The 12084-nt window shown below is 48.0% G+C and carries 11 protein-coding genes; 7 read left to right on the top strand and 4 right to left on the bottom strand.

All coding sequences use genetic code 11. The annotated features are described in order from the left end of the window. Window positions 1-207 precede the first annotated feature (207 nt). Complete coding sequence (locus QUB13_RS17165) at window positions 208-1935, top strand: chemotaxis protein CheB (RefSeq protein ID WP_333382778.1); 1728 nt, start codon at window positions 208-210, stop codon at window positions 1933-1935. A gap of 171 nt (window positions 1936-2106) precedes the next feature. On the opposite strand, the gene QUB13_RS17160 is transcribed toward QUB13_RS17165, so the two are convergent. After that, complete coding sequence (locus QUB13_RS17160; RefSeq protein ID WP_333382777.1) at window positions 2107-5151, bottom strand: glycerol-3-phosphate acyltransferase; 3045 nt, start codon at window positions 5149-5151, stop codon at window positions 2107-2109. A 136-nt stretch (window positions 5152-5287) separates the two neighbouring features. Here QUB13_RS17160 and psb35 point away from each other — a divergent pair, with 136 nt between their 5' ends. Next, window positions 5288-5482 (top strand): photosystem II assembly protein Psb35, encoded by a 195-nt coding sequence (gene psb35, locus QUB13_RS17155; protein WP_333382775.1) that lies wholly within the window; start codon window positions 5288-5290, stop codon window positions 5480-5482. A gap of 300 nt (window positions 5483-5782) precedes the next feature. Next, a complete protein-coding gene (locus tag QUB13_RS17150; RefSeq protein WP_333382773.1) occupies window positions 5783-7195 on the top strand; it encodes an HD domain-containing phosphohydrolase in 1413 nt (470 codons plus the stop codon). A gap of 109 nt (window positions 7196-7304) precedes the next feature. Here QUB13_RS17150 and QUB13_RS17145 read toward each other — a convergent pair whose 3' ends face one another. Beyond that, complete coding sequence (locus QUB13_RS17145; RefSeq protein ID WP_333382771.1) at window positions 7305-7478, bottom strand: hypothetical protein; 174 nt, start codon at window positions 7476-7478, stop codon at window positions 7305-7307. 21 nt (window positions 7479-7499) lie between these two features. Between QUB13_RS17145 and QUB13_RS17140 the strand changes: the two genes are divergently transcribed. From QUB13_RS17140 to QUB13_RS17125, 4 genes are all read left to right on the top strand, one after another. After that, window positions 7500-8093: a pentapeptide repeat-containing protein gene (locus tag QUB13_RS17140; RefSeq protein ID WP_194070490.1), complete on the top strand. Its 594-nt coding sequence runs from the start codon at window positions 7500-7502 to the stop codon at window positions 8091-8093. Window positions 8094-8220: 127 nt separating this feature from the next. Beyond that, complete coding sequence (locus QUB13_RS17135) at window positions 8221-8976, top strand: LmeA family phospholipid-binding protein (RefSeq protein ID WP_194070489.1); 756 nt, start codon at window positions 8221-8223, stop codon at window positions 8974-8976. Between the two features lie 467 nt (window positions 8977-9443). Further along, window positions 9444-9734 (top strand): DUF1816 domain-containing protein, encoded by a 291-nt coding sequence (locus QUB13_RS17130; protein ID WP_333194640.1) that lies wholly within the window; start codon window positions 9444-9446, stop codon window positions 9732-9734. 263 nt (window positions 9735-9997) lie between these two features. Next, window positions 9998-10270 (top strand): DUF1816 domain-containing protein, encoded by a 273-nt coding sequence (locus QUB13_RS17125; RefSeq protein WP_333092688.1) that lies wholly within the window; start codon window positions 9998-10000, stop codon window positions 10268-10270. A 169-nt stretch (window positions 10271-10439) separates the two neighbouring features. Here QUB13_RS17125 and QUB13_RS17120 read toward each other — a convergent pair whose 3' ends face one another. Both QUB13_RS17120 and QUB13_RS17115 read right to left on the bottom strand, forming a co-directional pair. Next, window positions 10440-11450 carry a DnaJ C-terminal domain-containing protein gene (locus tag QUB13_RS17120; protein WP_333382769.1) on the bottom strand — a complete coding sequence of 337 codons (1011 nt, stop codon included), beginning with the start codon at window positions 11448-11450 and terminating at the stop codon, window positions 10440-10442. Window positions 11451-11590: 140 nt separating this feature from the next. Further along, window positions 11591-11875, bottom strand: coding sequence for a hypothetical protein (locus tag QUB13_RS17115; protein ID WP_333382767.1), 285 nt, complete (start codon window positions 11873-11875; stop codon window positions 11591-11593). Window positions 11876-12084: the final 209 nt, after the last annotated feature.

The following is a 12084-nucleotide window of genomic DNA, read 5'->3' as shown; positions in this document are numbered from 1 at the left end:
AGAACAAATTAGGTACTTTTGTGTACAAAGAATTCCCAAAATTTATAAAAATAAGTTAAACATTAAAGATTTCATAAAGTTGAAGTCAGGGTATTTACGTAGTAAGCGCAAAATATCATAAGATAAATCAGAAGCGAACAGATGCGATCATTTATCTGTACTGTGAGTCTTTGCTATTATTTAACGAACAATCTCCCATAAATACCAATGGTTTCTCTTACCGGTACGGCGAAATTCGACTATCTCGAAGGAAGTTCAGAACCAGACAGAATTAACGCCTTGGATGGCAACGACATAATTTATGCCAACAGCGGAGACGACTATCTCGAAGGCGATGCAGGCAAAGACAAAATATGCGGCGATCGAGGCAACGATACGATTTCCGGCGGTGCAGACGATGACATTCTCTGGGGAGGCAAAGGCAGCGACCTAATTTTGGGCGACTCCGGCAACGATATCATTTACGGCGGCGCAGGTAGCGATACCGTGACCGGTGGCACAGGCGATGATATATTTGCTATTGCTAAAGACAATGGCGGCCGCACTTTAGCCACGGCCGACTACATCACAGACTTCGGCAGTGGCAGCGACAAAATTCGATTGCTAGACGGCCTCACATTTGAAGACTTAGACATCAAGCAAGGCACGGACGCTAACAGCAACAGCACCGTAATTCAAGACAAACTCACGGGCGAATATTTAGCAGTATTGCCAGGAGTCAACAGCAGCACGATCAACCGCGACAACTTCACAACTCAACTATCGGGAAACCCCATCCTCGATTGGAACGGAGTCATGCTGAATGCAGTGCGGACAGGCAACACCGCGCCTCCCCAAGCCTCCCGGAACATGGCAATGGTTCAGGCAGCCGTTTACGACTCTGTTAACTCCATCAGCAAAAAATACAGCCCTTACCGGATCAGCATCGATGCACCAGCAGGCACATCACCAGAAGCAGCCACAGCAGCCGCTGCCCTCCGCGTCTTAGTCAGCCTCTACCCAGCCCAAGCAGCCACATTCAACGAAGCATACGCATCGTCTTTAGCTAAAATTCCTGACGGTAAATCTAAAGAAGACGGCATCGCCCTCGGACAAAAAGTTGCCGACCAAATTATCGATTTGCGGAGTGCAGACGGCACAAAGATAGAAGTGCCGTACACCCCCTCAACCGAGCCCGGTCTCTGGACGCCGACTACCCCCGCTTTTGCTGTAGGGCTGGCGCCGCAGTGGCCCGGCGTTACTCCCTTTGTTATGACTAGCGGTCCTCAGTTTCGCACAGAGGGCCCCCTCGCCCTTGACAGCGCCAAGTACGCAGAGGAAGTTAACTTCATCAAAGAAATCGGCAAAAGTGACAGTCTCACGCGCACCCCAGATCAAACTGCCATCGCCAACTTCTGGGCCAACGGTGCAGGCACGTTTACGCCTCCGGGCCACTGGAACCAAATCGCCGAAGATGCAGCCGCCCTGGCGGGTAACTCTCTGGAAGATAACGCCCGGTTGTTCGCCCTGCTAAATTTTGCCCTCGCCGATGCTGCTGTTGTCTCTTGGGATACCAAGTACAAGTACAATTTGTGGCGACCGGTGACAGCTATCCGCGAAGCTGACAGAGACAACAACCCCAACACGACAGCCGACCCCCTGTGGACTCCGCTGCTAACGACTCCGCCGTTCCCCGAGTACACGTCGGGCCACAGTACCTTTAGCGGTGCGGCAGAGCCTGTTCTGAATGCTGCATTCGGTTCGGATTACGGCTTTGCGGACAAGGGAGATAAATCTGTCAACAGTTTGCGAACTTTTGAAAACTTTGCCGAAGCTGCTGACGAATCGGGGATGAGCCGCCTTTACGGAGGCATCCATTTCATGACTGCTAACGTAGATGGTTTGAGTTCTGGTAGAAATCTGGGGAACTATGTTGTGCAGAATTTCTTACTTTAGGAAAGAGGCAATTTGAGAGCGGTTTGTAGGGCGGATATCTTGCACCATTGTGAATAAACGGCTTTTTTATCTGTCGGGGCGCATTTACTAGATTATGGTGGTTAGGTAATTATTGTTGGCAAAACCTGCCCGTACCGCAGGCATGAGTTTTTACATTATTTTTCGTTTCGTTTATTCGAGCAATTCCACAGTGCCGAGATATCCGTCTACCCGCACTTTTTGACCGTCTCGCAGGCGAGTTGTAGCTTCTGGAATATTCATAACGGCGGGAATTTTGTACTCGCGCGCGATTATTGCTCCGTGAGACAATTGGCCGCCAACTTCAGATATAATTGCTGTTGCTCCTAACAGCAGGGGTGCCCAACCTGCATCGGTGTAGGGTACGACAACGATCGCACTTTCGCCTAAATCTGTAGTGGCGGTGCGGCAAATCTTGATAAAACCTTCGACGCAGCCGATACTTGCGGGGATTCCCTGCATAATGCCAGTTGCAGATGTTGCTGAGTCGATCGACCTTTGCCGAGAATTTGGCAGCAAATTGCCGTAGACTACAGGGGGAATCGGGCGATCGCGATCGGTTAACAGGCGATCGCGCCTTTGGCTAATGGTATCCTGAAAACCAACACTCGCGCCACTGCGAATCCACTGCTGAATCTCCCCAAATTCCAGATAAAAAATATCCCCAGCTTCCGCAAATACATCCATTACCAATCCGCAAGCCTCAATCTCCAAAAAAGTCCAGCGCAAATCAGCCAACAACCGGGCGTAAACTTGGCTAATTTCATTTTTGACTGCAGTTCTTTCCTGACATTTATCCAATCGCCATTTCTGCCAAAAACTCAAGCCCAACTTTCGACTTTCATCTAAATTAGTTACAGCAGATTTTTGAGCCATAGTTACGATTAACTTTTGGTAAATTTCCGGTTGTTCGCGCCAAGTAGCAACAGCGATATCGGTCCCCACTTCGCTCAAATATCCGTAAGTATCAAGCCACTGTGCAAATTCCGCTTGCAGCGCCGAACTTTCAGCAAATATCTGCGTTAGTTGTGGCGTTGAAATAGTCTCGTCCGATTGTGAAATTGCAGCTTGTCGCAACTTTTTTGCTAACTGCTGCAAAGCCCGCACCGAAGCAATTTCCGGTGCATTACCATTGTCCAACCATTCATCGGGAACGCGAAAAATTGCCTTGCGAATTGCCAGCCCGATCGGCCCTAAGATATTGTAATAAGTAATCGGTTTCAGCCACTCCTGAATTTGCTCTGCTCTCGCGAACAACTCGGACAAATATTGATAATTGGGCATTGGGAATTGGGCATTGGGAATTGGGAATTGGGCATTGGGAATTGGGCATTGGGAATTGGGCATTGGGAATTGGGCATCGGGCATTGGGCATTGGGCATTGTTACTATTGCCAACTGCCAACTGCCAACTGCCAACTGACTTCTCCAGACTTTGCAGCGCGGGGATAAAAACAGAAGTACGATCGCCCTCAAAATCTGCATTTAGCGCCCTCTCCCGCTGCACTAAACGCCACAAACCGGGCAAAGAAGGCAAAATCTTCCCCAAAGGCGGTTTACCCATCTTCTGCCCTCTCAGCAAAAATTCCAAACCCTGCTCAGGCAATCCCATCATCCGAAAAATTTCGCCCAACAAAGTCGCATTAAAATAGGCGTGGGAACCCAGCAAAGTTGCTGTTTCATTAAAATTTAGATTAGCAGCGCGATCGCCCAAAACCACCTGAAAAATCTCTCCCCAAACTCCACAAGTCAGCGGCCGATTAATCGACCAAGTTAGCGGGCGAATTGCACCGGGAATCACTTCTGCTGCAATAGTCCGCGTCCAAAACGGCTGCAAATTGGTAATCGGGCGGCTTTGCAAAATCCAAATTTTTTCCCCGTCCCAACTCCACTCAATATCCTGCGGGATGCCATGAAAAAAAGCTTCGATGGCTTGCGCTTGTTTGACTAATTCTGCGATGATTTGTTTATCAAGAATTGAACTAAATTCTAGGGCGCTTAAATTTTCTTCTAAAGTTTCAACTTGGCTAAAATCCACTTCCAAATGAACCGGAGTAACTTGCCCGCCAACAACAGATGCAGCACCTGCCGGCAAAGCTTCAATAATGATTTGGGAACCGCCATCTAAAGGATTGCGGCTGAACATAACTCCGGCAATTTGGCTTTCAATATAAGGCTGAATCAAAACAGCCATTTGAGTGTCGGGGAGTTGTCGCTGGCGGCGGTAAGCCACAGCTTCGGAAGTCCAATAAGACTGGTGGCAGCAATTAATGCCGTCGAGCAATTCTGCTTCAGTCAAAACAGGCCCAATAGTTTGATATTGTCCGGCGGCAGAACTAAAATCGCCATCTTCTCCCGCAGCCGAAGAGCGCACAATTATGCGATTTGGGATTTTAGCTTTAAGGTTTTGGATTAAAGCATCAGAAATTGACAAATCATCACTATTTCCTCGATGCCCGATGCCCGATGCCCGATGCCCGATGCCCGCTTCTTGTGATAATATCCAACCATTAGGAACATTAAAACCAGCGCGTTTTAGCTGAGACAACTTAGCAGCTTTATCGCCGCAGATTGCAGCATCCAGCGAGTCATCTAGAGAAAACAATTGTTCCGATTTAGATAAAGCCATATCATCACCCTGACGGATATTAATCGCTGCTAACAAAACAGCCAATCCGGCTGCTGCTAAAAATTCGGGCATTGATTGCCGCCACACCCAAACCCAGAGAGGAGTGCACAGACAGCCGCAGCGGGAAGCAAACAGTCTCGCCCGATCGCCCTTACCCCACCACCGCTGTGCCAAACCCCACACCAGCAGCCCCCAGATGCCAGACGAGACAGCCACCGGCGGCGAAAACACCAAAAGACCCCAAACGGCATTAGTGACACCTCCACCTCCGGCGATCGCGTACCGGGCAGCGACTAGAGGAATCAACAGGGCGATCGCAATTTCCGGTGCATCCGGGAAGTAAAATCTGCCCGCCAAAACCGGTAAAATACCCCGGCCAACTTCCGCCAACACCGCAGCAATCCCCGCCAATTTCCCGCCGTGAATGAAAGCAGCCGAAACACCAACATTTCCCGTGCCCAACCGCCTCAAATCACCGCCGCCCAACAGTCGCACCGCCCAGCTAGTAAGCGGCAAAGCACCGAGGGCAAAACTGGCAGCTAACAGCAATGCCATTGTCAACAGCGACATAAAATCAGCCCCCAAATTCCCATATCTCAGTATTATGGCTGCAATGCACTCACTTTTTCAGCCTTCAGATATATTGCGCGATCGCCCAAAGCACATAAAATGATAAAGAAGTAAAGTAAATAAGGATTTTAACCTAATGGTAGAAAGCAACCTAATTATTCCCATCTCAGTTCTTGGTGTTGGATTTGTGGCTGCGGTTAGTATCGGCTCCATTGCGTGGTACAACTCCAAGCGTCCCCCCGGCTGGGAATCCAAAGAACGGCCTGATTTTGTTCCGAAAGTTGATAAAGACGATTTAATTGCGGACGTTTCTGGGACAAAAGGTAAGTAAAACAAAGTTTATTCAGACAAGACGTAGCGACAGTTTCATTGCTGATCGATATGTCGCTAAAAACCCGGTTTCTACGAGTTTTGCGTTGAGTGACGATAAATCACGCAAGAAACCGGGTTCCTGAAATTGCCAGTTTAAATTTAACTTTTTGGGCGCTACTCAAATCCCACCCACAAAAGTTTAGAAAAATAAGATTGTTACAATTAGATGCGCCGCAGTTTAGAGCCTGGGAATGAGAAAAAATGCTAAAAAAACTCGATCGCCCGCTACAATAAATAAGAGCCGGCACCGCCTTTTGCAATGAATCCAGAATCAACTCTCGCCAGACTACAAGCTACACTTCCCGACGGAAAACTGCCTTCTAGCTACGGGGTTTACTTCAAAAACACCCTAGTAGCCCTGTGTCACGCCCTAGAAGACCACATCTTGCAAACCAGCAGCGGGGAGGAACTCGAACTCAAACCCCTAGTTTTGGTGACGTTTCAGCAGGGAAAATGGTATTTGCAGGAAGCCGATCGCTACCTGGATATTGCTAACGCCTCTCGGCGCGTTGTCATCGGCGCAGTAGCCGACAGCGGTTTCGCTACCCACAAAACCGGTCAATTAGAAAATGTATCTTTAATCAATCTCGATGAAAACGACCCCATCATCGAAGAATGGAATTTAATCATCCTCGCTCCAACATACAAAGCAATGGTGCTTTGCCGCGAACTTTCCAGCGAAGAATATTTGCCAGAGGGCAAGCCAGAAGTTGATACAGAGCGAAAATTCTACGGTTTGTGGTCTTTTGACCAGTCCTTAGTGTCAGCCTCCGCAGAAATTTTTATAGAACAGACACGACATTATAATTCTCCCCTAGCCGACAGTTTGCAGGAAATTTACCGATCGATTCTTGCCACAAAAGGCCCGCCCTTGGCAGATATTAGCGGCGTAGTATCGCGGATCGTCACTTACCTGCAAAGTTCTCAGCAGCAAATGGTAGCAATTAACCGCCAAACCCGCGATTTGTGGGAATTGGAAGGTCAAGCTTTGCGCGTCAGCCGCAATTTGAACGCCAACAAACTGCAAGCTTTTCTGCGGATGGCCCAGCGCGTGGACGAACGCGATAGTTCAAATCCCGCAGCTTCTTTGCAGGTAGCGGCGCTGTCAGAAACTTTGGGGCAATTGCTGGATTTACCGGCTTTGCAGTTGCGTCGTCTACGGTTGGCCGGATTGCTGTTTCGAGTCGGCTTGGTTTCGGCCCCAAATGAAGTATTCGATCGCACTCCCGATCAATTCGACCAATCAACTCTATCATTTTGGCGCGATCGCAGTTTCATCGGTTCCCAACTGCTGCAAGCCATGCCGGAGATATCACCAGTAGCCGAAATTGTCAAGCACGAACTGGAAAAATGGGACGGCAGCGGCAGACCCGAAGGTTTGCGAGGTGAAGAAATACCTATTGCATCGCGGATTTTGGGATTGGTAGCTTATTATCAAGAACTGACTCAACCGCGCGGCGACCGTCCGGCCTTGAGTTTGATCGCCGCTTTGGAAGAGTGCCGGCAACAGTCGGGTACTCGCTTCGATCCGGCTTTGGTAGAAACTCTCGGTAACGTCGTCAGACTCGCAGAAATGGGTTTGATGGAGTTACCGAACCGCCCCAGCCAATTGCCGAATGTCTGGTTGGAAGAATCGGGCGATCGAACCACCGCAGCCGCTCCGGTGTTATAAAATGATGGCGGGAATTAGTTTTTAGTTAGTAGTTTTTAGTTAGTAGTTATTGGTTATTGGTTATTGGTTATTGGTTATTTGTTATTTGTTATTTGTTATTTGTTATTTGTTATTGGTAACAACAGACAACTGACAACTGCCAACTGCCAACTGCCAACTGCCAACTGACAACTGCCAACTGCCAACTGACAACTGCCAACTGCCAACTGCCAACTGCCAACTGCCAACTGCCAACTGCCAACTGCCAACTGCCAACTGACAACTGCCAACTGCCAACTGCCAACTGACAACTGACCAAAAACTAATGACTAACGACCTCGAAGCTATACGCAAAGGCAAAGTTTATATGTTGGCCGGCAGAGATTTAGCCGGCACAGACTTAGGAGGGGCCGCTCTCGCTGGTGCCGACTTGTCTCAAGCCAACTTAGCAGGAGCTAATCTCGCCGGTGCTAATTTGCAGCGGGCGGTACTGCGAGCAAACCTCCGCGGCGCTGACTTGAGCGGCGCAGATTTGCGGGGCGCAGATTTTCGGAATGCCGATTTGCGCGGAGCTTCCTTTGCTAATGCTTTAGTGCGCGAGGCAAGTTTTGGGGGTGCTTTTTTGACAGGCGCTGCGATCGGCAATTTGGATTTGAGCGGTGTCGATTTGCGCGGTGCCGATTTGCGCGGCGCAGCTTTGGTTCGGGCAATTTTGCAATCTGCCGATTTGAGCCATGCTAATTTGTCCGGTGCTGATTTGTCCGGCGCTGATTTGGAAGAAGCCATCTTGAATGGAGCCGTACTCCGCGGGGCTAACCTGACGGGGGCTAATTTGCTCTGTGCTGCGATCGAACAAACCATATGGGATGGAGCTTTGCTCGATCGCGCCTGTCTCCAAGGCACCCCGCTGAGTCCTTAAATTTCAAATATATTCCTTTCTAGGCAGATCAAAAACAAGATCAACTTATAAAGTGAATAAGCACAAGCTATTTTAACATTTCTTAATGGGAGGTTATAATAGCGACATTAGATCAGCAAACGCATAAATGGTAGCAGCTTTGTTTAGCGGTACATCCTTTCAAGGTCAAAGTGGCGATCGCCTTGTCAGCAAAGTAGCAGGAGCTGCGATCGCGGCCTTATTCAAAAGTTCGGAAAAGGCCGAAGCCAACATCCGAGTCGAACCAGTAGCCAAACTATTGCAGGGAAGCATCGATGGTTTCGACTTCATTGGCAAAGGTATGTTGATGTACAACGGCCTTCGCATAGAAGTGATGGAACTCTACCTGCAAGCACTCTCCATTGATTTTGGGGCGATTTTTGCAGGAAGCGTGAAATTGCGGCAGCCTACCCAGGCAAATATGCGAATAGTCTTAAGTCGATCGGATTTAACCACCTCATTCAACACACCTTTTGTAGTTGAAAAACTCCAGAAGCTGAAATATCAAGAGCAATCTCTGCACTTTCAAAACACAGAAGTCAGCTTCGGAACAGACAAATCAATTAGGCTGCAGTCCGAAATTGCGATCGGCAATTCCAGCGAACCAGTCAACATAGATATTACAGCTCAATTGCAAGTAGAAGACCGACGCAAAATCCAATTTGTCAGCGTTACATACGGAGGCGACCAGCAAGCAGTAGACTTGGGTCAAGCTATAATTGCCCACGTAAATAACTTGCTAGATTTAGACAAATTTGCCTTAGAAGGCACTCAATTACGAGTAGACCGCTGCCGAGTTCAAAACGACGAGCTAGTTTTTTACGGTTGGGCTGGCATCGAACAGTTCCCCAAAGGCAAGCGTTAAACCTCAGCCTCCTGATGCGGGCCGACAAATCAGATTTGTTGGAATAATTTTATAGCTTAACAAAACAACCCGCCGCGGCGGGTTTTGCTATTTTAGCCACAGTTTTTTAAGCTGTGGCGGTGGTAGCGTAAAGTCACTCTACATTTCGGCATATTTCCCAAACCAATCTGTCGCCCATCTAAATTGCCAGCTACTCAATACTTAAACTCTCGTGACAATTTATAGCGATAGAGCTTAAAATTAAATACAAAATAGCTTATTCCCTAGGATTTTATATCTCGCCTCAAAATCAGCACTTAGATCGAGGCGATCGCACAAATTGCCTTGGTAAATTTATAACAAGACTTGCGCGCAGGACAAGAGAAACCCCGTTTCTTGAGAGATACTCTGCAACCTCTAACGTATCCTAAAAACCCGGTTCATAAGCATAAGCCCAATAGAAAATAAATAACCCCAAAAGAGGAAAAATGCTCGGATTTTATTTATTTTGTATCTACATCGTAGTCTTGTCAGTGCTTGCTGCGCCCAACTCCCGCAGACCCGAAAAATGGTGGGTAGAAATCGTCACAGATTTGCCTCGCTGTACCTATTATTTTGGCCCCTTCGACACCGACCAAGAAGCCTCCAGTCATACTCCGGGCTATCTCGAAGATTTGGAAAGCGAAGGAGCCAAAAGAGTAAGCATCCGCATCAAACGGTGTCAGCCTTCAGCTCTCACCATTGACGAAGATGAATTTTCAGAGAGTATCGCAGCTTAAAAATTTTGAATGTTGAGTTAACTGAAACCTCAACAATAATATCAACATCATCTTCTCCTAGTCCGCTGGGAGTAGAATTTGTACGTGTTGCAACGACTTACATCGCCGAAACCTCAAACTATTCTCCACCAAAATGCAGATATTAACCAGCATTCACCCTCAACAATTACCAGAGCTAAATCAGCATATAGGACGATCCATAGCTCTATTTGTCCTGGTAGCTTAAGAACATTACAAACTACTTGACTTCAGGGATAGCTACTATGTTCGGACTTTATTTATTAGGTATGTACGTTGCTGCTTTCTGGATACTAACTCAACCAATGGGCGGTAGAAGTCGCCAGTGGTGGGTGGAAGTTGACACAGATTTGCCCAAGCGCACCTATTATTTTGGCCCCTACGAAAGCAAAGATGAAGCTTCTCATAACACCAACGGCTACATCAAAGATTTGGAGAAAAAAGGAGCTAAAAACATTAGCATTAAAATCCAAGAAGGTAGCCAACCCAGTCAGCTAACAGCTAGCGATGAGTCTTGAGAAAGTGGAACGATCGAGTACGAATAGATCGATCGAGCTTGCATCCAATGCACAACGGGTTCACCAATATCGATAACTTCAGATCCGCGATATTTGCAAACCCCCCTCAACCCCACAGATGACTCGCTTTCCTTATTGGCGTTGTCTGGTACGCGCAATACAGGTTGTTTCAAAGTAGCGCTTGGCTTAAATTGCTCCGGGGATTAAAAGTGCGATTGGCCTGGATTTTTTCATAGCATTCGCGCTCTAGGGCCGTGAGTTCCTTGGGCGGGACGATCGCAATTTTGACCAACAAATCAGTGCGTTCATCCTTCTTCGGTTTCGGCCATCCTTTACCTCGCAACCGCAAAGACTGGCCAGAACGCATCCCGGCTGGAAATTTTACCACTATCGTACCTTCAGGCGCAGGCACTTCAATCGAAGCTCCCAACACCGCTTCATCGGGAGTTATCGGCACTTCGCAAATTAAATTCTCTCCCTCAAACTGGAAAAAAGCGTGAGGCAAAACTTCTAATTTGAGGTACAAATCTCCCTGCTGCTTCGTGTACGGGTCAACTTGACCTTTGCCTTTCACCCTAATTTTGCTGCCGGTTTTCACACCCGCAGGAATCGAAACTTCGCCCGTGGCGACTCGCTTAGAAGTGCCGCGAAACGCTTCCCCCAAAGTTAGGGAAATCGTCACCTCGGTATCGAGAGAGCTTCCTGCGCTGCGGTTTTCGTACCCCGCAAAATCTTCAAATCCCCCAAAACCGCCCGGCCCGCCGGTGCCGCCGCGGTAGGTGCTGTAATTCCACTGACCGTTGCGACCAGCACCAGCACTGCCACCAGCGCGGCCGAGCAAGGCATTGATAAATTCGTCAAAACTGCCGTACTGGCTGAAGTCAACGCCGCCAAAGTCTACATTTGTACTGTTTCCGCCGGGCCATCCGCCGCCAGTTGTAGCCGCTTGTTTCCAGTATTGACCGTATTGGTCGTATTTTTTGCGTTTTTCTGGGTCTGAGAGCACTTCGTAAGCTTCGTTTACTTCTTTAAAACGAGCTTCGGCTTCTTTGTTCCCGGGGTTCATGTCCGGGTGATATTTTCGCGCTAGTTTGCGAAAAGTTTTTTTCATTTCGTCTGAAGTGGCGGTTTTGTTGAGTCCCAAAATAGCGTAATAGTCTTTAAAATCTGTTGCAGCCATTAAGCAATCCTCTCTTTATTAGTTGTTAGTTGTTAGTTGTTAGTTGTTAGAAAAAATAAATCCCTAATTAGCAAGATCGCAAGTTAGTTTGATGCTTCGGGTAAAAACTGCCTGCTGCATCTGATTTAAATTATAGGTTATCAAAGGTTGGGACTCGATCGAGTTCGGTTGTTGCTTACGGGACATCGCAATTTCCGCACCCGGCTGATATTTAAGATTTTTAGCCGTTGTGCGCCTCCCTTGATTTTGGTGTAGCCCGCGCGCCCGAGAGTCCCGCCGCCCTTGAGGCGAGCCTGGGATAGCTGCTGCTGGCTAGTTGGTGCGAGTTCTGTATGAGGGTAGATTGGCGCGGGCGATCGCTCTTTTTGCTGTTTTTTGCGGTGCAGGGTGCGATCGCACTTTTGTGTCTCTAGCTTTTCCAGCAACCCCAATCCTAATAGGTTCTTATCGGGAAGTTTCGGAGAATTTCCAGCGTAAATTGTGAGTGTACTTTACCCTAAAACGCGCCCGAATTCAACAACCTTACGAGACATTTTTTCCTAACCGTACCGATGCTATACTATAGCAGTTTGAGCGAAATATGAAGTATTGAGCGATCGAGTCCTCAATCCCCCAATAAAAAATCCCTCAATCC

This window comes from Microcoleus sp. B4-D4 (genome assembly GCF_036705185.1).
Taxonomy (GTDB): domain Bacteria; phylum Cyanobacteriota; class Cyanobacteriia; order Cyanobacteriales; family Microcoleaceae; genus Microcoleus.
The sequence above is the reverse complement of the archived record's forward strand: the minus strand, read 5'-3'. Positions and strand labels throughout refer to the sequence as shown.

What these genes read in the sequence shown, in the direction of transcription:
- QUB13_RS17165 (WP_333382778.1), top strand. Translation starts at nt 208, where the DNA reads ATGGTTTCTCTTACCGGTACGGCGAAATTCGACTATCTCGAAGGAAGT.
- QUB13_RS17160 (WP_333382777.1), bottom strand. Translation starts at nt 5,151, where the DNA reads ATGTCGCTGTTGACAATGGCATTGCTGTTAGCTGCCAGTTTTGCCCTC.
- psb35 (WP_333382775.1), top strand. Translation starts at nt 5,288, where the DNA reads ATGGTAGAAAGCAACCTAATTATTCCCATCTCAGTTCTTGGTGTTGGA.
- QUB13_RS17150 (WP_333382773.1), top strand. Translation starts at nt 5,783, where the DNA reads ATGAATCCAGAATCAACTCTCGCCAGACTACAAGCTACACTTCCCGAC.
- QUB13_RS17140 (WP_194070490.1), top strand. Translation starts at nt 7,500, where the DNA reads ATGACTAACGACCTCGAAGCTATACGCAAAGGCAAAGTTTATATGTTG.
- QUB13_RS17135 (WP_194070489.1), top strand. Translation starts at nt 8,221, where the DNA reads ATGGTAGCAGCTTTGTTTAGCGGTACATCCTTTCAAGGTCAAAGTGGC.
- QUB13_RS17130 (WP_333194640.1), top strand. Translation starts at nt 9,444, where the DNA reads ATGCTCGGATTTTATTTATTTTGTATCTACATCGTAGTCTTGTCAGTG.
- QUB13_RS17125 (WP_333092688.1), top strand. Translation starts at nt 9,998, where the DNA reads ATGTTCGGACTTTATTTATTAGGTATGTACGTTGCTGCTTTCTGGATA.
- QUB13_RS17120 (WP_333382769.1), bottom strand. Translation starts at nt 11,450, where the DNA reads ATGGCTGCAACAGATTTTAAAGACTATTACGCTATTTTGGGACTCAAC.